Source organism: Thioclava sp. PTB-PU3-1, assembly GCF_055666785.1.
Genome location: NZ_JBVNVL010000001.1, coordinates 906,706 through 928,840, shown reverse-complemented (window position 1 = coordinate 928,840; position 22,135 = coordinate 906,706). Strand labels below are relative to the sequence as shown.

General features: G+C 65.6%; 15 protein-coding genes. 9 read left to right on the top strand and 6 right to left on the bottom strand.

Annotated features, from left to right (window positions below; genetic code table 11):
• Positions 1-90 precede the first annotated feature (90 nt).
• Positions 91-1,500: an NADP-dependent phosphogluconate dehydrogenase gene (gene gndA / locus ACZ7GB_RS04235; RefSeq protein WP_078545865.1), complete on the bottom strand. Its 1,410-nt coding sequence runs from the start codon at positions 1,498-1,500 to the stop codon at positions 91-93.
• 278 nt (positions 1,501-1,778) lie between these two features.
• On the opposite strand from gndA, the gene efeU reads away from it, so the two are divergent.
• From efeU to ACZ7GB_RS04210, 5 genes are all read left to right on the top strand, one after another.
• Entirely contained in the window at positions 1,779-3,323 is a 1,545-nt protein-coding gene (gene efeU / locus ACZ7GB_RS04230; RefSeq protein ID WP_472157745.1) for an iron uptake transporter permease EfeU, read from the top strand.
• A 38-nt stretch (positions 3,324-3,361) separates the two neighbouring features.
• Positions 3,362-4,561, top strand: a complete 1,200-nt coding sequence (efeO, locus tag ACZ7GB_RS04225) for an iron uptake system protein EfeO (RefSeq protein ID WP_472157744.1) — start codon at positions 3,362-3,364, stop codon at positions 4,559-4,561.
• A 17-nt stretch (positions 4,562-4,578) separates the two neighbouring features.
• On the top strand, positions 4,579-5,835 hold the full coding sequence (locus tag ACZ7GB_RS04220; RefSeq protein WP_472157743.1) for a Dyp-type peroxidase: 1,257 nt from the start codon (positions 4,579-4,581) through the stop codon (positions 5,833-5,835).
• A gap of 233 nt (positions 5,836-6,068) precedes the next feature.
• Positions 6,069-7,013 (top strand): sensor histidine kinase, encoded by a 945-nt coding sequence (locus tag ACZ7GB_RS04215; RefSeq protein ID WP_472157742.1) that lies wholly within the window; start codon positions 6,069-6,071, stop codon positions 7,011-7,013.
• Between the two features lie 154 nt (positions 7,014-7,167).
• Complete coding sequence (locus ACZ7GB_RS04210) at positions 7,168-8,334, top strand: glycosyltransferase family 4 protein (protein WP_472157741.1); 1,167 nt, start codon at positions 7,168-7,170, stop codon at positions 8,332-8,334.
• Between the two features lie 64 nt (positions 8,335-8,398).
• Here the strand turns inward: ACZ7GB_RS04210 and ACZ7GB_RS04205 are convergent, their stop codons facing one another.
• The 4 genes from ACZ7GB_RS04205 to glgX all read right to left on the bottom strand — a co-directional run bounded on the left by ACZ7GB_RS04205 (position 8,399) and on the right by glgX (position 15,825).
• Entirely contained in the window at positions 8,399-9,466 is a 1,068-nt protein-coding gene (locus ACZ7GB_RS04205) for a sugar phosphate nucleotidyltransferase (protein WP_472157740.1), read from the bottom strand.
• Between the two features lie 262 nt (positions 9,467-9,728).
• The gene (gene treY, locus ACZ7GB_RS04200; protein WP_472157739.1) at positions 9,729-12,011 is read right to left on the bottom strand and encodes a malto-oligosyltrehalose synthase; all 2,283 of its coding nucleotides are present in this window, start codon (positions 12,009-12,011) and stop codon (positions 9,729-9,731) included.
• Complete coding sequence (gene treZ / locus ACZ7GB_RS04195) at positions 12,011-13,738, bottom strand: malto-oligosyltrehalose trehalohydrolase (RefSeq protein WP_472157738.1); 1,728 nt, start codon at positions 13,736-13,738, stop codon at positions 12,011-12,013. The genes treY and treZ overlap by 1 nt, the downstream gene beginning before the upstream one ends.
• Positions 13,735-15,825 carry a glycogen debranching protein GlgX gene (glgX, locus tag ACZ7GB_RS04190; RefSeq protein ID WP_472157737.1) on the bottom strand — a complete coding sequence of 697 codons (2,091 nt, stop codon included), beginning with the start codon at positions 15,823-15,825 and terminating at the stop codon, positions 13,735-13,737. Before glgX ends, treZ begins: the two co-directional genes overlap by 4 nt.
• A 210-nt stretch (positions 15,826-16,035) precedes the next feature.
• Here glgX and ACZ7GB_RS04185 point away from each other — a divergent pair, with 210 nt between their 5' ends.
• Positions 16,036-17,550 carry a catalase gene (locus ACZ7GB_RS04185; protein WP_472157736.1) on the top strand — a complete coding sequence of 505 codons (1,515 nt, stop codon included), beginning with the start codon at positions 16,036-16,038 and terminating at the stop codon, positions 17,548-17,550.
• 78 nt (positions 17,551-17,628) lie between these two features.
• Here the strand turns inward: ACZ7GB_RS04185 and ACZ7GB_RS04180 are convergent, their stop codons facing one another.
• On the bottom strand, positions 17,629-18,096 hold the full coding sequence (locus ACZ7GB_RS04180; protein ID WP_472157735.1) for a nucleoside deaminase: 468 nt from the start codon (positions 18,094-18,096) through the stop codon (positions 17,629-17,631).
• Between the two features lie 528 nt (positions 18,097-18,624).
• Here ACZ7GB_RS04180 and ACZ7GB_RS04175 point away from each other — a divergent pair.
• From ACZ7GB_RS04175 to ACZ7GB_RS04165, 3 genes are all read left to right on the top strand, one after another.
• Positions 18,625-19,161, top strand: coding sequence for a YcbK family protein (locus ACZ7GB_RS04175; protein WP_078539890.1), 537 nt, complete (start codon positions 18,625-18,627; stop codon positions 19,159-19,161).
• Between the two features lie 229 nt (positions 19,162-19,390).
• Positions 19,391-19,864: a (2Fe-2S)-binding protein gene (locus ACZ7GB_RS04170; RefSeq protein ID WP_472157734.1), complete on the top strand. Its 474-nt coding sequence runs from the start codon at positions 19,391-19,393 to the stop codon at positions 19,862-19,864.
• The gene (locus ACZ7GB_RS04165; protein ID WP_472157733.1) at positions 19,861-22,128 is read left to right on the top strand and encodes a xanthine dehydrogenase family protein molybdopterin-binding subunit; all 2,268 of its coding nucleotides are present in this window, start codon (positions 19,861-19,863) and stop codon (positions 22,126-22,128) included. The genes ACZ7GB_RS04170 and ACZ7GB_RS04165 overlap by 4 nt, the downstream gene beginning before the upstream one ends.
• The last annotated feature ends 7 nt before the right edge of the window (positions 22,129-22,135 follow it).

Sequence of the window (22,135 nt, the reverse complement as noted above, 5' to 3'; positions counted from 1 at the left end):
TGGTTCGTGGCGTCTGACGCCCCGCGAAACGGAAACCGCCCGCGACTCTGCGCGAGCCGCGGGCGGTGATCTTTCAGCAAACGGGCGCGCTTACATCGCCCAGGGGCCGTGGAAGTCGGTGCCCTCGCGGTCGGTGCGCTCGAACCCATGCGCGCCGAAGAAATCGCGCTGGCCCTGGATCATGTTCGCGGTGCCGCGCGCGGTGCGCATCGTGTCGAAATAGCTCAGCGCCATCGACAGGGCCGGAACCGCCAGGCCGTGGGCCGCGGCAATGCTGACGACCTTGCGCAGCGCGCCGTGATGCGCCTTCAGCAGATCCGCGAAATAGGGCGCATACATCAGGTTGCGATCGGGCGACTCGCTGAGCGCGCTCGCCATATCGTCGAGCATCGCCGAGCGGATGATGCAGCCGTCGCGCCAGACCAGCGCGATGTCGGGCAGCGGCAGGTCCCAGTCGAAAGGCGCATTGGCCGAGCGCAGCAGCTCGAAGCCTTGCGCGTAGCACAGGATCTTGCCCGCGATCAGTGCGTTCTCCAGATCCTCCGCGCTCAGCGCGCCCTCGGGCAGCGCCTCGGGAGCGGCGCCGAACATGTCCTCGCCCTGCTTGCGCGCATCGAGCCGCGACGACAGGTTGCGCGCCATCACGGCCGCTTCGATCACCGGCACGGGGGCCGCCAGATGCTGCGCCTCGATCACGGTCCAGCGGCCGGTGCCTTTCTGGCCCGCGCGGTCGAGGATGATGTCGAGCATCGGCTCGCCGCTTTCGGGATCGGTGGCGCGGGCGACCTTGCCGGAAATCTCGATCAGGTAGGATTTCAGCGCGCCTTCGTCCCATTTCGCGAAGATCTCGCCGCAGGCCTGCGAGTTCAGGCCCATGCCGTCGCGCATCACGCCGTAGGTCTCGGCGATCATCTGCATATCGGCATATTCGATGCCGTTATGCACGGCTTTGACGAAATGACCCGAGCCGCCCTTGCCCATGAAGCCTGCGCAGGGCGTGCCGTCGAACTTGGCTGCGATCGCGTTGAGGATCGGGGCCACGCGGTCCCAGTCCTGCTGCTCGCCGCCGCCCATGATCGCGGGCCCGTGGCGCGCGCCTTCTTCACCGCCGGAAACGCCGATGCCGAGGAAACGGGGCCCCGCCTTTGCCGCTTCTTCCGCGCGGCGCTCGGTGTCGTGGAAATTCGCGTTGCCCGCGTCGATGATCAGATCATCGGGGTCGAGATGGGCGCGCAGCGCCGCGATCTGCTGGTCGACCGGCTCGCCTGCGGGGACCATCAGGATGATCGCGCGGGGTTTCGCGATCGAGGCCACTAGGTCTTCAAGATTTTCGCAGGGCGTGATCTTCGACGCCAGCTCGCCCGCGTTTTCATGGAAGGACTTCGTGACGCTGGTGGTGCGGTTGAACACCGAAATGTCGAACCCTTTTTCCGCGATGTTGAGGGCGAGCATCCCGCCCATGGTGCCAAGGCCGATCAGCCCGATTTGCGATTGTGCCAAGATACGGCCTCCGAAATTGTTGCATGCGGGCCACTTCAGGCGCCCGGATCGTGTCTCTTTCGCTGCGCCGGACCGCCTGATTGCGCGGCGCTGCGAGGGCGACCCGCACGAATTGCCCCAAGATGGCGGAAGTTGCAAATCGCCCGCAACGGCAGGGGCGAAGAAATGCGACTTCAAGAATCCGAGCAATTTACTCGGAAAAGGGGTTGCGCTCGCCGATCTGCGCCACTAACGAATACCCAATCAATTTACTCGGGAATCGACGGGGTGCCCACGGCATGTTGGCAACATTCATCATCGGCCTGCGCGAAGGGCTCGAGGCGGCGCTGATCGTCGGGATCATTGCGGCCTTCCTGCGCGCCCGGGGCGAACGTTTGACCGAGATGTGGCTTGGCGTCGCTGCCGCCGTGGCGCTGGCCGTCGGTGTTGGCGCGGGGCTCGCGCTGGTCGAGGCCGCTTTGCCGCATAGCGCGCAGGAAAAGCTCGAATGCGTGATCGCGGCCGTTGCGGTCGTCTTCGTGACGCTGATGGTGCTCTGGATGACGCGCCACGCCGCAGGGCTGAAGGGCCAGATCGAGCGCGACGCCGACGCGGCGCTGGGGCAGGGGAGCCGGGTCGCACTGGCGGCGATGGCCTTCCTCGCCGTACTGCGCGAGGGTTTCGAGACCGCTGTTTTCCTGCTTGCCACGATCTCGGGGGCGCAGACCGGACATTGGGCCGGGCTTGGTGCAGCACTTGGCCTCGCGGCGTCGGTCGTGCTTGGCTGGGCGATCGCGCAGGGCGGGATGCGGCTCAATCTGGGGCGCTTCTTCCGCTGGACCGGCGTGTTCCTGATCCTCGTCGCGGCGGGGCTGGTGTTGCAGACGCTGCGCTCCGCCCATGAGGCGGGCTGGTTGCTGGCGGGCCAGCAGCGCATTGCCGATCTGAGCTGGCTCGTGGCCCCCGGCACCGTGCGCTCGGCGCTGATCACCGGCGTGCTGGGCATTCCCGCCGATCCGCGCCTGATCGAGGTGCTGGGCTGGATCGCCTATCTGATCCCGGTCGCGGCGCTGACCTATTGGCCGCGCGCACTGCGCCCCGATCCCCGCACGGCGCAATGGCTGCGCGGTGGGCTGGCGGTCGCCTTCGCGGTGTTGGCCGCGGGCATTGCGGCGCTTTGGCCGCAGCCTCAGGTGACGCTGCCCGATCATGCGCCGCGTGTGCTGGAAAGCGATGTCGACACCTCCGCCGGGCCCGATCTGCGCTTGCAGGGTGAGGTTCTGGAGATGGGCGCGACCCGCGTCGACCTGACGGGCGCCGAGGCCACGCCGGAGCGGCATCTGGGCCTGCCAAGCCTGCATCGCGAAGTGCAGAGCCAGACCGAGATCGCGGGTGCCCCCGGCCAGATCGATCTCGCCACGCTTGCGCAGCTTGCAGGTGGGCGCCTGCCGGTGGGCGTCAGCCCCGCGCGCAACCCCGGACCTTTCGTGGCCGAGTGGACGCGGCTCGAACAGGTGACCGTCTGGACCGCAGGCGATGCGCTTCTCGATGCGCAGGGCCGTAGTGCCGTTACGCTGCGCCTCTCGGGCGGCGGGCTGACCACGGCACGCACATTGCGCGTCGACATGGCCCCCGGTGGCATGGCGACCGGCGCCTGGGTCATGGCCCCCGCCGCCGCGCAAGACGCCGCCGATGCGCTGCGCGCCGTGCGCCGTGCCCGCATCGAGCATCAGTTCTGGGCCCGAGAGTTGCCCGTGATCCTCTTCCTCATCGCGCTTGCACTGGCAGCTTCTGCGCTCGCCCGTGCGCGCCCCGCACCGTTTTTCCCCGCCAGGTCCCTCTGACCAAGCCAAAACCGCAGAGCAAATACAGGAGCCTGACAATGAACATGTCGTCCCGCGCGCGCCGCCGCGCTGTCCCCCTTCTCGCCGCAACCGCGTTCTTCGCGCAGCCCGCACTGGCCGATGCGCCGATGAATAACGGGGCCGCGCAGGTCGCGATCACGCTGACCGGCGACGATGGCGGCGCGTGTGTCCTCGATCACGACAGCGCGGCGGCAGGGCCGATCACCTTCACGGTGACCAATGAATCCGCCCCGGCGATCTCCGAGCTGGAGCTGCTGTCGGACAGCCGCATCCTCGGCGAGAAAGAGAACCTCGCCCCCGGTCTGCCCGCGTCGAGCTTCACCGTCACGCTCGACGGTGGCGACTATCGCATCTACTGCCCGGGCGCTGCGGAAGACACCGTGGCCTTCACCGTGACCGGCGAGAGCAAGCAGCGCGCGCAAAGCGCGATCGGCGATCTCTTGGACGAAGGCACCGCAGGCTATGCCAACTACGTCGAAGGCATGGTCGGCGCGATGGTGACCGCAAGCGAACGCCTCGCCGCGAAAGTGGATGCGGGCGACGTGGAGGGCGCGAAGGCGGCCTATGCGCAGGCCCGTCCGTTCTACGAGCGGATCGAGCCCGACGTCGAAGGCTTCGTCATGCCCGGCACCGATCCGACCGACAACTCGGGCAACCTCGATTACCTGATCGACATGCGGGCGTCGAACCTCGACCCGGCGGTCGGCTGGCACGGCTTCCATGCGGTGGAGCGCGACCTGTTCGAAAAAGGTGAAATCACCGACGAGACCAAGGCCTATGCGGCGGAGCTGGTGAAGAACGTCAAGATGCTCGCCGATCTGTCGGGCGGAATCGAATATCGCCCCGAAGATCTCGCGAACGGTGCGGCGGCCCTTCTGGAAGAAGTGCAAAGCGGCAAGATCAGCGGTGAGGAAGAGGCCTATAGCCATATCGACCTCGTGGACTTCGCGGCCAATATCGAAGGCGCGCATCAGGCCTTCGCCTTCCTCGAGCCGGGGCTGAAGCGGATCGACTCGGACGTGGCCGAGACCATCGCGCAGCGCTTTGCGGATGTGCAGACGATGCTCGAAGACTACCGCGATGCCGACGCTCTGGGCGGCTACAAGATCTACGATGCTGAGCTGCGCAAATCCGACGCGGTGAAGCTGAGCCGCGCGATCCAGATGCTGCAGGAGCCGCTGTCGCGGATCGCTGAAAAAGTCGCCACGGCAAGCTGAAGACGAAGGAGGCCATGATGCGCGGGCAAGACGATAAACCGGCAGGACTGTCGCGGCGTGGGCTGTTTCTGGGCGCGGCAGCGCTCGGCGGCACCTTCGCCACGGCGGGGCAGGCGGCGGAGACCGGCAAGGTCGCGCCTGACGCCATGCCCGACCCGGACCAGAGGCGCTATGCCTTCTACGGGACCGGGCCGCAGGCCGGGATCGCCACGCCGCCGCAGCAGCATCTGATGGCCATGGCCTTCGACCTGACCGGGTCCGATCCGCGCGCGCTGCAGGTGCTGCTCGCGCGCTGGTCGGCCTCGATCGGGCTGATGATGGAAGGGCAGCCGGTCGGTCCGGCAGAGCCCGACCGCGAGACAGCCACCGCGCTCGAGACCGGCGAGGCGCTGGGGCTTGGCCCGGCGGGTCTGACGGTGACCGTGGGCCTTGGCCCGCGCGTCTTCTCCAAGGAGATGGGGCTGGCGGCGAAAGCCCCGCCGCATCTGCGCCCACTGGCCGATCTGCCCTCGGACGCGCTGCGCCCCGAGATCAGCGGTGGCGATCTCTCGCTGCAGGCCTGCGCCGACGATCCGCAGGTCGCCTATCACGCGGTGCGCATCCTCGCGCGGATCGCGAAACGCACCGGGGCCGCTACGGTGCGCTGGACCCAACTCGGCTTCGGGCGCGCTTCGGCCGGGGCAGGGCAGGAGACGCCGCGCAACCTCTTCGGTTATCGCGACGGCACCCGCAACATCACGACGCCCGAGCAACTCGCGCAGCATGTCTGGGCCAATGATGGCCCGGAATGGCAGCATGGCGGGACCTATCAGGTGATGCGCCGGATCGAGATGCATATCGAGAACTGGGACAACGCGCAGGTCAGCCACCAGAACGACGTCTTCGGGCGGCACAAGCTCACCGGCGCGCCGCTGACCGGAGAGGACGAATTCGACACGCCCGATTTCAAGGCGAAGAACGCGCAAGGCGAGCCGGTCATCCCGACGCATGCGCATATTCGGCTGTCGGCGCATGAAACCAATGACGGCATTCGCATCCTGCGGCGCGGCTACAACTTCACCGGCGGGCTGAACGCGGTCGGGCGGCTCGATGCGGGTCTGTTCTTCATCGGCTACCAGAACGATCCCGCGCATTTCGAGGCGCTGCAACGGCGGCTCGGCGCGTCGGATTTGCTGAATGAATACATCTCCCACACCGGATCGGGGCTGTTCTGGGTGCCGCCTGCCGCTCCGAAAGGCTCCTATATCGGAGCACCGCTTTTCGCGGCGGTTTAAACCTCCGGGGCGGATCCGGCGTTGAGGCCCTTGCGCGCCGTCGTCGCGGCGAGACCAAGAAGCATGAGGAACTTCAGGAAGTCTGAGCCGTGCCGGGGGCATAGGGGCCGGGGGCTGGCGGTTTACAGCAGTTGACTCGGTCAGAGGAAAGGTCACTGTGTCGGGCCGAGCCATTCGGCTCCGCGCCCCGCTCACCCTCCCCCGCACATCGTCAGTACCGAGGTTTCCCCAGCATGTCGCTTCCCCCCATCGGCCTCGAGGACGCATTCGGCATTGCCGGGATCGGCCGCTGGGAATTCTCGGTCGAGGCGCGCCGCTTGGTAATCGACGAGCCGTGTCGTTTGCTCTTCGACATCTCCGAGGGAGAGATGGACTTGCAGGACGCAGTGCGGACGCGGGTGGTCGAGGAAGATCGCGCGCGCGTTTTCGAGGCGCTCGACAGTGCTGTGAGCGATGGCGACATTTATGACGAGGTCTTCCGGATCACCCTTCCCTCCGGCGAGCAGCGCTGGATCCGTGGCGTCGGAAAATACCGCGCGCAGGCGGGCCAGCGCAAAGTCATCGGGGTCAGCTTCGACATCACCTCCGAGCAGGCGTTGCTGGCCGAGCGCGAGCTGCACCTCGCCGAGATGAACCACCGCATCAAGAACCTCTTTGCGCTCGTCTCTGCAATGATTTCCAGCGCGGCCCGCGCGAGCGAAACCAAGGAGGAGATGCTGGACGAGCTGCGCGGCCGCGTGACCGCCCTCGATCGCGCGCATTCCATGATGCTGCGAACGGACAGCACCCAGCCGGTTGCGCTCGGCGGGCTGTTGGAGCGGGTGCTTGCGCCGGCGCGCGCAGAGCAAACCATTCTGCTGTCGGGCGCAGAGGTGATGATCCCCGCGCGGGCGCTGACCTCGCTGGCCTTGATCTTGCATGAATGGGTGACGAACTCCGCCAAATACGGCGCGCTGAGATCCGTGGACGGCCAGATCAAAGTTACGTGGGAGCCCTATGAGAACGGCGTTCACCTCACCTGGAAAGAGCAGGTCCCGGATTACGACGCGGCCGCCGAACAGGGCTTCGGCTCGCTCCTGATCCTCGCCTCGGCGATGCAACTGCGCGCGGAGAAAGAGCGCCGCTATGAGGATGGCTGGCTTATCATCGACATGAAGCTGCCGCTCGACGGGTACTGACGCGCGCGACCCCCGGGGGGGAAATCGGGCAACAGCCGAGACTTTCTGCATGATCGGCTCCGCGATGCAGGAACAAGCGTCGCACCCATTGGTTCCCCTACACGATACGATTGAAGTCCCATTACCGAAACAGCCCGTTCATCGCCCGGAGCCCATGCGTTTCCGGGAAGGGAGGCACATGCGCATCGCTATCATTTCCCCAATCCGTCACCCCATTTCGGCGCCCTTCATGGGTGGGATGGAGGCTCATTCCTACGCGCTCGCAGGCGCCCTCGTCGCGCGAGGGCATGAGGTGACACTGTTTGCGTCGGGCGACAGTCAGCCGCCTGAAGGGGTGGAGCTGTATCCGGTCACGGAGCGCCATGTCGACAGCGCCTATCCGTCGAAAGGCGGCCGCGAGTCCGATGTGCCCGATACCCATCTCGACAGCGCCTTCGCGGGCATCCTGCAGAAGTTGGAGACGGGGGGCTTCGACATCATTCACAACAATTCGCTGCACCGCTATCCGCCGCGGCTGGCGCGGCGGGAGCGGATCGCGATGCTGACCTCCCTGCATGTGCCGCCCCTCGAGACGCTGCGCGACGCCGTCCACGATGCCCGCGCGCCATGGTGTCGTTTCACGGTCTGCACGGGGGCGCAGCGCGAGCGTTGGGCCAAGCCCGACTGCGATCTGTCCTTCCATGTCGTGCCGAACGGGATCGATACCGGCGTCTGGGGCTTCTGCCCTCATGCCGATGGCTCAGCGGTCTGGTTCGGGCGCATCACTCCCAACAAGGGCACCGCCGAGGCGGTGAAGGCCGCGCGGATCGCGGAAGTGCCGCTGCGGATTTACGGGCCAATCGAGGATCGTGCGTATTTCGACGACACCATCGCCCCCTATCTCGGGTCGCAGATCACCTATGGGGGAAATCTGACGGCGGAGGAACTGAGCGCCGAGGTCGCCAGGGCGTCAGTCTGCTTCTTCACACCGGTCTGGGATGAACCCTTCGGGCTCGCCGCAGCCGAGGCGATGTCCTGCGGTGTGCCCGTCGCTGCCTTCGATTCCGGCGCGGTGCGCGAGGTCGTGGGCGAGGCGGGCGTGATTGTTCCCACGGGCGACGTGTCCGCGCTCGCGGACGCTGCACGCAAGGCGATGACCTGCGACCGACAATTCGTGCGCGACCGGGCAGTCGCCCGCTTCGGGGTGGAGCGGATGGTCGACCGTTACGAAGAGCTCTATCGCATGTGCATGGCGGGGCTCTCGGAGCCAGCGCCCGAGGTCGATTTCGCGCCGGACGACCTGCCGCCGGCAGAGGTCGGTGTCAGGCTGGCGGTGGAATAGCGCGGGACTGAAAAAGGCGCGGACCGCTGAAGGTCCGCGCCCGAAAGCGTCTCGGAATTGGCAGCTAGTGCAGCCGCTCTCTGGAGCGATCGACCATCGCCTGCGTGATCAGGTTGGTGTCGCCGCTGCGGCGGAACCATTGCATATTCGTGCGTCCGATCCCTTCGACAATAGTTCCGGCTGGCAACGAGACATCGGGCGCCAGCAGCGTATCGGTCAGGTGGCAATCGCGCGAGACAGCCCCTTTTGCCGTCAACGCGGAGCGCCGACCGACCCCGATGACGCCCGGCTGCGCCTCGAGATGAAGGCAGCTCAGCGGCGGGCTTCCCCGTGCCGTGCCGCCCTGTGGTGCCGCGAAATCCAGAAGGGCAGAGCGATAGTCGTCGAGCGTGTCGATATCGCGCCAATAGGCTTCGCGGCCGGTGTCGCTGCGCGGCAGACGGTAGGCTTGCAGAGCTTTCTCGCGCAGCGCGGCTTCCAGCAGGTCGGCCTCGATCGAAATATCGAACCGGCCCCGAGACAGTTCGGGCAGTTCCTTGCGCAGCCACGCTGTCTTGAAGAGGTAGATCCCCGTCGCGACCAAACTGCGCCCTGAGTTTTCGCCGATCTCGGCGGGCGCGCTCGGGCGATGGGTGAGCGCGCTGACATGCCCGTCCCGCGCGACTTCCAGCACCGAATGATGCTCGGCATCCGAGGATGAGAGCGTTGCGGCGACCAGCGTCGCGGGCGCGTTACTCAGGCGATGGCGCTGGATGAACGGACGCAGATCGATGTCGCAAATCTGATCGGCGGGCATCACCAGAACGTCGCTCACGCCTTCGCGCTCGAGCAGGTCGAGATTGGCGAGAAGCGCATGGGCCGTGCCGCGATAGCCGCCGCGCGAGAGCCGTGTCGCATCGCGGATGAGCAGACCGTCGGGAAAGGCATCCGCCCATTTGTCGCGCAGATGCCGGATCAGCGGCGCGGGCCGATATTGCGTCGCGATGATCGCCCGCGTGAACCCGGCAGCACGCAGCGAAGCAAGGGTGAAATCCACCAATCGCTGGCCGCCAGCGCCGAAGGGCAGGGCGGGTTTGCAACTCTCTTCGGTCAGCTCGTACAGACGCTTTCCGCGCCCGCCGGCCAAGACCATGGGAAGACAGCCGTTCAATAAATTGGGTCTTTTCTGAGTCAGCATCAGAGCTCCTCCACCGTGACGCTGCGACATGAATAAGCTTAACGCTTTTCAAAAATGAAAGCCATGAAACGGGTCCGCGGTTCCCGGATTTCCGCCGGTTCGCGGTAAGATTTTCGCGTGTGTTTTTTGACCATTTCGAGAGCTGATCGAAAACCCTTTGAGTCTAGGGGGCGGTCTCGGACGATGTGTCAAAAAGCAGGTCGCGCCAATCCGCCGATCAATTAGGCAGGCGGCGGAAATGTAGGCGGGCGGCAGTGTCCTCCGCTGCCGAATCGCGAATCTCGAAGAGCGCGCCATCGCTGAGATCGCGCAGGTCACGACGGAAGCGCAGGGTGATTTCGCGCCCGCCCGCGCGACGGGTGAGCGTAAAGATACCGTCACGCTCTGCCGCCTCGGCGCTGCCTGCGCGGAACACGTCCTCCGCCTGTCGTCGCAGCTTCAGGAGGAGCCGTGTTGTGTCCGATTTCACCTGCTCAAAGGACGTCAGGGTTTCTGGCAAAGCGAAATGGCGGCGATTGTCGGGATCGGTCAATTCGTAGAGGGCGCGCTCCCCGCGCTGGTAGATGTCGGGCATGCCAGGCAGCATCATCTTCAGCGCCAGTTGCAGCAGCGAAAGCCGCTGCCCCGTCGCGATCAGGGGCGCGAGCTCGGCCGGCGGCTGCGCCTCCCATGCCGCGCAAATCCGCCGTGCCGCGTTCAAGGCGGCGTCCTCGGCCTCGATATCGGGGAAGGACCAGCGCGTGATCTCCCCGCCCTCGCGCAGCGCTTTGCGAAGATGCTCGGTCAGGCGCTCGCACAATTCCGGGCCGGGCGCTGGATCGTCCCAGATGCCCAGAAGGCTTTGCGTGGCATACCAGACGAACCCGGCATCCGAAAGTGCGGCGTCTTGCATCGCGGTATCGAACAAAGCGGCGAAGGTCTCGGGATGGTGCGAGATCGCGGCGATCCGCATCCGTGTGTCCTCAGCGCGTTTCGTGTCATGGCTGGAGGTGAGCGTCAGCGCCGTATCCCGCTGGCCCTGCGCGCTGGAGAACCACGCGTTGAGCCCTTCCGCGTCGAGCAGTGGTGTGTCGGGTTCCGCGCCAACCTCATTCGCGGCGAGGTAACGGGTGTGGCGGAAGAAGGCCGTGTCCTCCTGCGCCTTGGCGACCACCGCGCCCGTGACCTGCTGGAACCGGATGCGGAACTTGAGGCTCGGCTTATCCTTCCCGTCGAGCAGCAGCCCGGCGAGCAAATCTAGCGCCTCGCGTTGCGGCAAGGTCTCTGCCGCGGCGTCCACCGTCTCTTCGATGATGGCGCGGTCTTCGGGCGTCGCGGGCGGCGTGGTGATGTAGCTGCGATAGCGCGGGAAGAAGATCAGCAGCGCCAGCATCGCCTCGCGCAGCGTTTCCGTATCGGGCGGATCGAGCCGATCCACCACGAGCGCCGCCTGTGCGAGGTCGATCAGTTGGTGCAACTCAGCCGCGAGGTCTTCGGGGATCACCTGCGCGCGCGTCTCGCGGCACATCGTCTCGTAATCGTCGCAGCCGCCGGTGCGGTCGCGCCAAAGCGTGTCGAGCCGCGCGAAGCCTTCCGGCTCGGTCAGCAGGCGGCAAATCTGCCGTCCCGCCTCGTAGCCCGTGGTGCCGTCGGTCTGCCACTCAGGTGGCATCGCCTCATCGTCGGTCAGAATCTTCTCGACCCAGATCGGGACTGCATCGCCCACCGTCTGGCGCAACCGCTCCAGATAGGTGGCGGGATCGGCGAGCCCGTCGATGTGATCGATCCGTAGCGCGTGGGCGAGCCCCTCGCGAACCAGCCGCGCGGGCAGTTCGGTCATCGCGGCGAATACCGCCGGATCCTCGATGCGCATCCCGATCAGCCCGGTGACGTTGAAGAAGCGCCGATGCGAGAGCGCGCCGCGTTCGCGCGTCCAGTCGCGCAGCTGCCAGTGCTGGTGCGTCAGGACCGTAGCGATGTCTCCCAGCGCCGCCGTGCCGGGCGCGAGCGGCAGCCAGCCGCCCTCCCATTCCACCGCGCCACCGTGATCCTCAGTCAGTCGCAGCTCACCCTTCGCCAGCATGTCGTCGAGCGGCTCCGGCAGGAAAGGCAGGATCAGTTTTTGCGACCAGTCGATCGCGAAGTAATCGGCGTAGGCGCTGTTGGGGCCATAACGCATCGCATCGCGCATCCACGGATTGTCGAGCGAGAGTGCGGTGTGGTTCGGCACGAGGTCGAGCACGATGCCGAGCCCCAGCGCCTGCGCGGCGTCAGTGAGATCTCGAAAACCGTCCTCGCCGCCAAGCGCCGGGTCGATCTCCTGCGGGTTGGCGACATCATAACCGTGGGTGGAACCCTCCGTCGCGGTGAAGATCGGCGAGAGGTAGAGATGGCTCACGCCAAGGTCGGCGAGATAGGGCAGGAAGGTTTTCGCAGCCGCGAAGTCGATGCCGTTTCGCAATTGCAGCCGATAGGTCGCGATCATGGGGCGGGCGGTGGCAGCGGGCAGATCGGACGGCATTACTCAATCCTCACGTCGATGGCGAAGGCGTCCCGGCGCGGGTCGCCCATCGAGAATAGCGCAGGCTCGCGGCGCGGCGCATTGGATGCGGGTGCCCCGAGGCTGACGAGAATATCGAGCGTCCCCGCTGCGAAAGGCCAGCGCGCGTGGAAGGCCTTCGCCCCGTGGCGCGTGACCTCGCCAGGGCCGCGCTTACCGCTGCGCAAAAGCGGCAGCAGATGCGCCCGGCGCAGGCTCAGAAGTTCGCGAGTCAGCCGCAGCCACTCCTGCGCGCGCGGCCCGGTGTCGCGGTAAGGGTAGCACAGGCGCGGCGTATCGGGAGAGGCGGGGTCGATCATCGCGGACGTGTCGTAGCCGATGCCTTGCAGCTCTTTCGTCCGGCCCGCGCGCAGTGCGGCGACGGCGTCCGGCGGTGGATCGGCGAAGAAGGGGAAGGGCGCGGTCGAGCCGACCTCTTCGCCCATGAACAGCATCGGCGTGAAGGGCATCAGCAGCACCAGCGCATGGATCACCGCACCCGCCTCGTCGCCGATAAGGCTCAGGAGGCGTTCGCCCTCGGGACGGTTGCCCGCTTGGTCATGGGTGAGGTTGGCGTTCACGAAAGCGGACCATGGCAAATGGGCGGCGGGCGCGCCGCGCGCTGTCGTCCTGTCGGTCCGCGTCTGGCCTTCCTCGATCTGGCCCTGCGCCATCGCCCGCGCCAGATCGCCGAACGGATCGGTGGCATGGGCTTTGTAGTAGCCCTGCGTCTCGCCGGTCAGGGCGACATGCAGCGCGTTATGCCAATCGTCGTTCCACTGCGCGTCATACCCGCCGTCGCGCAGATCGGGGAGGTTGCGCTCGTCCTCGAGGATTAGGTGGATCGGACGGCCTCGATCCTGTGCGCGGATCGTTTGCAAAAGCTCGATCAGGAAATGCGGCTCGGACGGATCGCGGATCGCGTGGACTGCATCCAGCCGAAGCCCGTCGAGCCGATACTCGTCGATCCATCCTGTCGCTGCCTCGCGCAGCAGCGCGCGTACCTCGGGTCGCGTAAAGTCGATCGCATCGCCCCATGGCGTTGCCTCCCCGCCGAAGGTCTGGGGCGCATAGGCGTGCAGGTAGTTCCCGAAGGGGCCGAAATGGTTCAGCACCAAATCGAGGATCACCATGATCCCGTGGCTTTGCGCTGTGCGGATGAAGGCGCGCATCTCGTCGGGGCTGCCATAGGCGGGATGCGGCGCGCGGAGCACAACCCCGTCATAGCCCCAGCCATGGGCACCGTGGAACTGCGAGACGGGCATGATCTCGACAGCCGTGATGCCGAGACCTGCCAGTTCGGGCAAGCGTTCCGAAGCAGCAGCGAACGTGCCCTCGGGGGTGAAGGTGCCGATGTGGATTTCGAGGATCACCGCCTCGTCCCATGGCCGCCCTTGCCACGGCGCGCCCCAGTCGAAATGGGCCGGATCAACGGTCAGCGACGGCCCGTGAACATCGCCTCGCTGGCGGCGCGCGGCTGGGTCGGGGTAGTCCGTGCCGTCGAGGCGGAATGCGTAGGGCAGTCCGTCGCGGGCCGCGACTGAGGCCTGCCTGCCGCCGTCTCCGACCGGTGTCATGTCATGTGCCGCTCCGTCCAGCACCAACTCTGCGCGCTTCGCGGCAGGGGCCCAGATGGCGAAGTCCCAGTTACCCTCCGCCCCCGGATGCGCGCCCCAGCGAAGGGGCTGCCGATCGCCTGCCGCCGTCACGCGTCGCCCTCGTAGATCGCAGCTTCGCCCTCACGACAGAACGCGTGCAACGATTGCCACGGCAGCGACTGCACCCCGTCGACTGCCTCGTCGCAGCGCGGATTGTCCCGGGTCGTGTCGAGGATATGGTGCCAGCCGTTGCCGGGCAGGGTGAATTCGCAGGCGTCGCCCGCATTGGCAACGATCAGCAGCTCGGGGTAGCCTTCCAATCGGTGCCGCAATCCGACGCAGCACTGCCCCGCTTCCTGCCAGTCGTCGTCCTTCATCTGCCGCCCCGACGCGTGCCACCAATCGCTGACCGGGGTCGCGGCGTTAGGGGCGAAGGCGGGCGGTGCGAGGTGATAGCGCCAGTCCTGCCGGAATGCGACCATCGCGCTGAGGCTGTCGCGCAGATCGGTCCGCGCGCCCTCCCAGTCGATCCATGTCGTCTCGTTGTCCTGACAATAGGCGTTGTTGTTGCCGTTCTGGCTCTGGCCCATCTCGTCGCCTGCGAGGATCATCGGCACGCCGTGGCTGACCAGCAGCGAGCCCAGCATCGCGCGCGCCCTACGCAGGCGGGCGGCGTTGATCTCGGGATCGTCGCTCGGCCCTTCTACGCCCATATTGTCGGACAGGTTATGGTCGTGGCCGTCGCGATTGCCCTCGCCATTGGCCTCGTTGTGCTTGTGGTTGTAGCTGAGCGTATCCCAGAGCGTGAACCCGTCATGAGCGGCGAGAAAATTGATCGACGACGTCGCGGGGCGATGCGTGTGGTCGAACTGCACCGGTGAGCCCATCAGCCGCTGGGAAATTTTCGGCAAGAGCCCCGGATCGCGGCGCCAGAACGCGCGGGTGTCATCGCGGAACTTGTCGTTCCACTCGCGGAAGGGCCAGGGAAAACCGCCCACCTGATAGCCGCCTTCGCCGATATCCCACGGCTCGGCGATCAGCTTTACGCCGGACAGCACCGGGTCCTGCCGGATCGCGTTGAAGAAAGCGCCCTCGCGTTCGAACCCGTCGGGCTCGCGGCCAAGTGTCGAGGCGAGGTCGAAGCGGAAGCCGTCGACATGCACCGCCTCCACCCAGTAGCGCAGGCTGTCCATCACGAGGCGCAGCACCATCGGATGGGCGACGTTGAGCGTGTTCCCGGTGCCGGTCGTGTCGAAGCCGTGGCGTTTGTTTTCCGGCGACAGCAGGTAGTAGCTGCGATTGTCGATGCCTTTGAAGCTGAGCGTCGGGCCGAGCTCGTTACCCTCGGCGGTGTGGTTGTAGACCACGTCGAGGATCACTTCGATCCCGGCCTCGTGGAAGCGTTTCACTGCGGCGCGCACCTCGCGTACGTCCTCGCCGGCGAGATAGCTGCGATTGGGCGCGAAGAACCCGATGGAGTTGTAGCCCCAGTAGTTCGACAGGCCGTTCTCGACCAAGTGGCGATCCTGCACGATGGCATGGATCGGCAGCAGTTCGATCGTGGTCACGCCGAGCGTCAGCAGGTGGTCGATGATCTGCGGCGAGGCGAGCGCGCGGAAGGTTCCGCGATCGGCCTGAACGACGCCGGGATGGCGCATCGTCAGGCCCTTCACGTGGGCCTCGTAGATCACGGTTTCCGACCACGGGCGGTGCAGCACCTGATCCTGATCCCAGTCGAACTGCGTGTCGACCACGATGGCTTTCGGCATGAACGGGGCGGAGTCGCGGGTGTCCTGTTTCAGATCGGAATCGCCAATGGGATAGCCGAACAGCGCGTCATCCCATTTCAGATAGCCCCGCATCGCCATCGCGTAGGGGTCGAGCAGCAGCTTGTTCGGGTTGAAGCGCAGCCCTTCTTCGGGGGCGAACGGACCGTGGACGCGGTAGCCATAGGCAAGGCCTTCCTGCGCGCCGGGCAAATGGCCGAACCAGATCCCGCCCTCCTGCTGCGGCATCTCCAGCCGCGCAAGTTCCTCCTGGCCCTCATCGTCGAAAAGGCACAGCTCCACCTTCTCGGCCTCTTCGGAGAAAATCGCGAAATTCACACCGTCTCCGGTGACGCGCGCGCCAAGAGTATCGGGTCGCCCCGCATACGGATCGAAACGCAGCGAACTGGGGGTCATAGGGGGAGGCTCCATGTGCGGAAGAAACGGCGATGCGCCAACGTGATCAATGCGCCGCAGTGTAATCGGTTCCCAAGCGTAAGTCGCTAAGGGCCGGATCGGGACGGGCTACCCGCATTTCGACCAACATATCGGAGCCGTGAATTCAGTCGTGGAAACTTCAAGGAACTGCGCCACGCCCCCTGCGTTTCCGAACCGATATTTTCCAAAATTAGAGGTTCCGACATGACGAACGACAAGCGCGGACGCCCCGCCACCACAGACGGGGGCACCCCCGTCCAAAGTCTCGAACATTCGCTCACGGTCGGTTCCGATGGTCCGATCGTTCTGAACGATCACTACCTCATCGAGCAGATGGCGAATTTCAACCGCGAGCGCATCCCGGAGCGTCAGCCCCACGCCAAAGGTTCGGGCGCCTTCGGCCATTTCCAAGTGACGGGCGACGTCTCGAAATACACCAAGGCGAAGGTGTTCCAGCCGGGCGCGAAGACCGACATCGTCGCACGCTTCTCGACCGTCGCAGGCGAGCGCGGCAGCCCCGACACGTGGCGCGACCCGCGCGGCTTCTCGGTGAAGATGTATACCGAGGAAGGCAACTTCGACATGGTGGGCAACAACACCCCCGTCTTCTTCGTGCGCGATCCGCTGAAGTTCCAGAGCTTCATCCGCAGCCAGAAGCGCCGTGCCGATAACGGTCTGCGCGACCACGACATGCAGTGGGACTTCTGGACCCTCTCGCCCGAGAGCGCGCATCAGGTCACCTATCTGATGGGCGATCGCGGCATCCCGCGGACCTGGCGCGAGATGAACGGCTATTCGAGCCACACCTATTCGCTCGTCAATGAGGCGGGCGAGATGTTCTGGGTGAAGTTCCACTTCAAGACCGATCAGGGCGACGGCAACGCGCATTTCACGCAGGAAGAAGCGGACGAGATGGCGGGCGCCGATAGCGACTATCACCGCCGCGACCTGTTCAACGCGATCTCCGAGGGCAACGCTCCGAGCTGGACGCTTTATTTCCAGATCATGCCCTTCGAGGATGCAAAGACCTATCGTATCAACCCGTTCGACCTGACGAAGGTCTGGCCGCACAAGGACTATCCGCTGATCGAGGTTGGCAAGATGGTGCTCGACCGCAACCCGACCGATTTCCACACCGAAATCGAGCAGGCGGCCTTCGAGCCCAACAACATGGTCCCCGGCGTTGGTCTCTCGCCCGACAAGATGCTGCTGGCACGTGGCTTCTCCTATGCCGATGCGCACCGCGCGCGGCTCGGGGTGAACTACAAGCAGATCCCGGTGAACAAGCCGCAGGCCGAGACCAACGCCTACACCAAGGACGGCGCGCTGCGGGTCAACAAGTCCGAAGACCCGGTCTATTTCCCGAACTCCTATGGCGGGCCGGAAGCGCATCCGCAGAAATCCGAAGCCGGTCTGTGGTATTCCGATGGCGAGATGGTCCGTCAGGCCTATACGCTGCGCGAGGATGACGACGACTGGAGCCAGGCAGGTTCGCTTGTGCGGGACGTGATGGACGACGCGGCGCGCGAGCGTCTCGTGAACAACGTCACCGGCCACCTCTGCGACGGCGTCAGCGAGAAGGTGCTTCAACGAGCATTCGAGTACTGGCGCAACATCGACGGCGATATCGGCGCGCGCATCGAGAAAGCGGTCCGCGACAAGCTGGGCGGTGAATCGAAGGCGCCGGGCATGGCCTCGGCGAAAAGCATCGGCGGCTAAGCCGAACGTCAGACAGACCAAAGGAAAAGGCGGGGCCGCGGCCCCGCCTTTTTGCTATCCGCTTAGCTTAGAGAGGCGTCACTCCTCGCCATCGACATAAAGCGCGACGACGTCCTCCTCCAGCACGCCGCCGATCGCTTCGAAGGCTTCGCCTGCGTCGCGGAATTTGGTCAGCGTCAAATCGGGGAAAACGAAATACTTCCCCGCGACATTCTCCTTCTGCGCGCCGAAGACGATCCGCTTGATCCCGGCAAACCGCGCCGCCGAGAGGCACATCTCGCAGGGCTGCAGGGTCGTCAGCAGCACGCAGCCGTCGAGCGACGGGTCGTCCTGCGCCCGTGTCGCTTTCGCGATCGCCACGATCTCGGCATGGCGGGTCGGGTCGCAGTTCAGATGCACCTCGTTCTCCCCCTCGGCGATGATCTCCCCGTCGCGCAGGATCGCGGCGGCGATCCCCGCCTTGCCCGGCTCCTGTGCGGCCTCTTTCGCTTTGGCGATCAAGAGGGCCATCGCCTCGCGTTCGTTCGGTGTGGGGTGCTCGGGCATGGATGCGATCCTTTCGGCGGTCGGAGGTAAACGGGCGGGCGCGGCGGGCGCGCAGGGACGAACGCCCACGGATGCGCGCTGTTCCCCGCTTGCGGTTGCGACCAATCCCACACGCGCGCCGATTTTTTCGGGAACCCATGTCGACATTCGGCGTTGGACGAGACTTACAGGTGACCGAAAGGCGCGCCGCGAAGCTGCTGCGTCTTCGTGGGGTCCAAGTCTCCACGGGGCGAATCGGGTGGTGGTTTCAGGTGCGGTGACGTGTCCGGAAGCCAAAATCCGGCCTCTCCCCCGTGTGAGGCTGTCCTCGCGCTCCCTCGCGCCTGCGTGACCTGCAAGGGCTGCGCGGGTTTCAAGAGGTAACATCCGGTCAGATGACCTTGAGGTGAGGGCGTCTGTCGGCAACTCCCTGCTGAGCTCTCGGCATTTGGCTGCCGGTTCCATCGATGGAACCCAGTGCGGCCCTTTTGTTCGTCCCCGAAATTTCGAATTTGCGCCCTTCGACACGCATTCGAAGGGACATCTATCATGGCAAAGGCATCAGGACTGCTCCGTCGCGAGTTTCTCTTGGGCGCGGCGGGCGCCCTCGCAACCCCCTACATCGTCACCCCGGCACAGGCAGGCCAGACGGACGAGCGCCGCCTGCGCTTCCACAATCCGCATACCAACGAGAATTTCGACGCGGTCTATTTCGCGAAAGGGCAGTATGACGACGACGCGATGCGCGAATTCTACCGGATCGCCCGCGACTGGCGTCAGGAGAAAGAGGTGAAGATCGACAACCGCACGGTCAACATCGCCTACAACATGCAGAACATGCTCGAGCAGAGCACGCCGCTGATGCTGGTGTCGGGCTACCGCACGCCGAAGACGAACCGTCTCGTGCATGGCGCGACGCATAGCTACCACATGCGGGGCGAGGCGCTCGATCTGACGCATCCGCATGTCTCGACCAGCATGCTGCACAAAGTGGCCCTGCGCATCCGTGGCGGCGGTGTCGGCTACTATCCGAGCGAGCATTTCGTGCATGTCGATTGCGGCCCGGTCCGCACCTGGCGCGGCTGAGCGCAGGACTTCCAAAGACCTCCGGCGCGGTGCGCGGTTTCCCTGCCTTCACGGGATCGAAACGAGGGCAGGGCGCCGCGCCGCGTTGACGCGCCGGCATCCCCGGCGGTTCCATCTTCTCGCGACGTTTTCACGAAAATTTAGTGCCTCGCGCCACTCGTGCCCTAGGTGGAGAGCGGCCAACCAGCGCCGCGCGAGCGCTCACCGATGAAACGGCGAGGAGGAATTCATGAAATTGAAAATCAACGGCAAGTCCGTCGACGTGCAGTCCGGCCCGGATACCCCGCTCCTTTGGGTGATCCGCGATGAGCTCGGCATGACCGGCACGAAATTCGGCTGCGGGATCGCACAATGCGGCGCCTGTTCGGTGCTGCTTGATGGCACGGTTCAGCGCAGCTGCGTGTTGCCCGTCAGCGCCGTCGGCGACAGCGAAGTCACCACGATCGAAGAGATCGAGAACGACCCCGTCGGCAAGCGTGTCGTCGAAGCCTGGATCGACAAGGAAGTGCCGCAATGCGGCTATTGCCAGTCGGGTCAGGTGATGGCGGCGACCTCGCTGCTGAAGGAAAACGACAAGCCCACCGAAGATGACATCACGGCAGCTATGACCAACCTGTGCCGCTGCGGCACCTATAACGCGATCAACGATACGATCGCCTCGATTGCCGGTACCGATGCAGCGAAAGCGGGGGATGCGCAATGAACGACCACGATCCCAAGATCTCCGATCCCGGCTACCCGACCGGCGCGCCCGAGAACGTCTCGCGCCGCCGCTTCCTGCTGGCCTCCGCTGGCATCACCGCAGGCTCGCTCGTGCTGGGCTTCGGCCTGAGCGTCGCGCCCAACAAGGCAGCCGCCGCCGCTGCGAAAGACATGCCGCCCGGCGCCAACGTCCCGGCCTTCCTCGAGTTGCGCAAAGACGGCAAGGTCCGCCTGCTGAGCCCGTTCAACGAAGGCGGCCAAGGGGTCTTCACCGCGATGGCGCAGATCGTGGGCGAGGAAATGGACGTGGCCCCGGATAGCTTCATCGTCGAGAACGCGCCCGCGGGCAGCGATTACCTCGTGGTCTATGGCAAGATGAGGATCACCGGCGGCTCGATGTCGGTGCGCACCAGCTACGACACGATGCGCAAGCTCGGTGCGGCGGCACGGCAGATGATGCTGGAAGCGGCGGCGAAGAAGCTCGACGCGCCGGTGTCCGATCTGTCGACCGAGCCGGGCAAGGTGGTCCACAAGGCCTCCGGCAAGTCGCTGGGCTATGGCGAGCTGGCGGGCGACGCGCTCGACCAAGAGGTGCCGAGCCCCGACTCCGTGACGCTGAAAGATCCGAAAGACTTCAAGTGGATCGGCGAGCCCGTGAAGCGCGTCGACGTCTACGAGAAATCGACCGGCAAGGCGATCTATGCGATGGATGCCAAGGTCGACGGGATGCTGCACGCCGCCGTCCAGCACGCGCCACGTCTGGGTCTCAAGCCCGGCGACATCAGCAACCTCGACGAGGTGAAGGGCATGGCCGGCGTCATGTCGGTTCACAAGCTCGACGGGGCGGTGGCTGTCGTGGCCGAGCGGTTCTGGGATGCGAAGACGGCGGTCGAAGCTGCCAAGGTCGACTGGCAGGAGCCGAGCGAGGACGAGAAGTCCAAGATCCGCTACATGCCCGCCGATTTCTCGACCGAGGAGTTCGCCAAGCAACTGGCCAATACAAAAGGCGACGGCACCGAGGCCGAGAGCGAAGGCGACATCGCGTCGGGCTTCGACGGGGCTGCGAAGACGGTCGATGCGACCTATCAGAGCCAATACCTGCACCACGCCCAGATCGAGCCTGCCTCGACACTGGCGCGGTTCAACGAGGATGGCACGCTCGACATCTGGCTGCCCAATCAGGCGCCCGAGCAGTTCCAGGCCCAGATCGCGGATGCGGCGGGCATCAAGCCCGAGCAGGTAAAGGTCAACTCGCCGATGCTCGGTGGTTTCTTCGGGCGGCACTTCCTGTACCCCGCGGCGAACCCCTTCCCGCAGGCGGTCCAGCTTGCGAAAGAGGTCGGCAAGCCGATCAAGGTGATCTGGACGCGCGAGCAGGAATTCCTGCGCGATCCGCTGCGTCCGATGGCGGCGGTGCGTTTCCGTGGTGCGCTGGACGATCAGGGCATGCCGGTGGCGCTGGAGGCGATCTCCGCCTGTGAAGGTCCGACCGAGGCGCTCAACGGCCACAACCCCGACAAGGTCGATGCGATGGCCGTCGAGGGGCTGACCGGCAAGAGCTACGCGATCCCGAACCGCCGCATCGCGCAGAACTATGTCGAGAACCCGACCTCGCTCGCCTATTGGCGCTCGGTCGGTCATTCGATGAACGACTTCTTCTATGAGGCCTTCCTCGACGAGATGGCCGATGCGGGCGGGCAGGACCCCTATGAGCTGCGCATGAAGCTGCTCGAAGGGAATGAGCGTCTGACTAATCTGCTCAAAGCCGTGGGCGATCTCTCGGGCGGCTGGAAGCGTGGCCCCTTCGACGCCGAGGACGGCACCCGCCGCGCCCGCGGTGTCGCGATGGCGTCGCCCTTCGGCAGCGAGGCGGCGGCGATTGCCGAGGTCTCGATACAGGACGGCCAGATCGTCGTGCATGACATCTGGGACGTGCTCGACCCGGGCAGCATCGTGAACCCGTCGATCATCAAGGCGCAGATCATGGGGGCGGCCACGCTCGGCACCTCCGAGGCGCTGATCGAAGAGGTCGCCTACAAGAACGGCGAGCCGACCGCGCGCAACTTCGACTACTACCCGATCCTCGGTGGGGCGCGGGCGCCGCGCATCCATGCGAAGGTGATCGAGAGCGGCGCGAAGATGGGCGGCGTGGGCGAGCCGCCGCTGCCCGCCGTGCCGCCGGCGATCGCCAATGCGGTCTCGGCGCTGACCGGGCAGCGCGTGCGTTCGATGCCGATGGACAAGCTCGACCTGAAGAAGGGCTGAGCCCGTC

Excerpts from the sequence above, each read along its gene's own strand:
- efeU (WP_472157745.1), top strand. The coding sequence starts at position 1,779 with ATGTTGGCAACATTCATCATCGGCCTGCGCGAAGGGCTCGAGGCGGCG.
- efeO (WP_472157744.1), top strand. The coding sequence starts at position 3,362 with ATGAACATGTCGTCCCGCGCGCGCCGCCGCGCTGTCCCCCTTCTCGCC.
- ACZ7GB_RS04220 (WP_472157743.1), top strand. The coding sequence starts at position 4,579 with ATGCGCGGGCAAGACGATAAACCGGCAGGACTGTCGCGGCGTGGGCTG.
- ACZ7GB_RS04215 (WP_472157742.1), top strand. The coding sequence starts at position 6,069 with ATGTCGCTTCCCCCCATCGGCCTCGAGGACGCATTCGGCATTGCCGGG.
- ACZ7GB_RS04210 (WP_472157741.1), top strand. The coding sequence starts at position 7,168 with ATGCGTTTCCGGGAAGGGAGGCACATGCGCATCGCTATCATTTCCCCA.
- ACZ7GB_RS04205 (WP_472157740.1), bottom strand. The coding sequence starts at position 9,466 with ATGGTCTTGGCCGGCGGGCGCGGAAAGCGTCTGTACGAGCTGACCGAA.
- treY (WP_472157739.1), bottom strand. The coding sequence starts at position 12,011 with ATGCCGTCCGATCTGCCCGCTGCCACCGCCCGCCCCATGATCGCGACC.
- glgX (WP_472157737.1), bottom strand. The coding sequence starts at position 15,825 with ATGGAGCCTCCCCCTATGACCCCCAGTTCGCTGCGTTTCGATCCGTAT.
- ACZ7GB_RS04185 (WP_472157736.1), top strand. The coding sequence starts at position 16,036 with ATGACGAACGACAAGCGCGGACGCCCCGCCACCACAGACGGGGGCACC.
- ACZ7GB_RS04180 (WP_472157735.1), bottom strand. The coding sequence starts at position 18,096 with ATGCCCGAGCACCCCACACCGAACGAACGCGAGGCGATGGCCCTCTTG.
- ACZ7GB_RS04175 (WP_078539890.1), top strand. The coding sequence starts at position 18,625 with ATGGCAAAGGCATCAGGACTGCTCCGTCGCGAGTTTCTCTTGGGCGCG.
- ACZ7GB_RS04170 (WP_472157734.1), top strand. The coding sequence starts at position 19,391 with ATGAAATTGAAAATCAACGGCAAGTCCGTCGACGTGCAGTCCGGCCCG.
- ACZ7GB_RS04165 (WP_472157733.1), top strand. The coding sequence starts at position 19,861 with ATGAACGACCACGATCCCAAGATCTCCGATCCCGGCTACCCGACCGGC.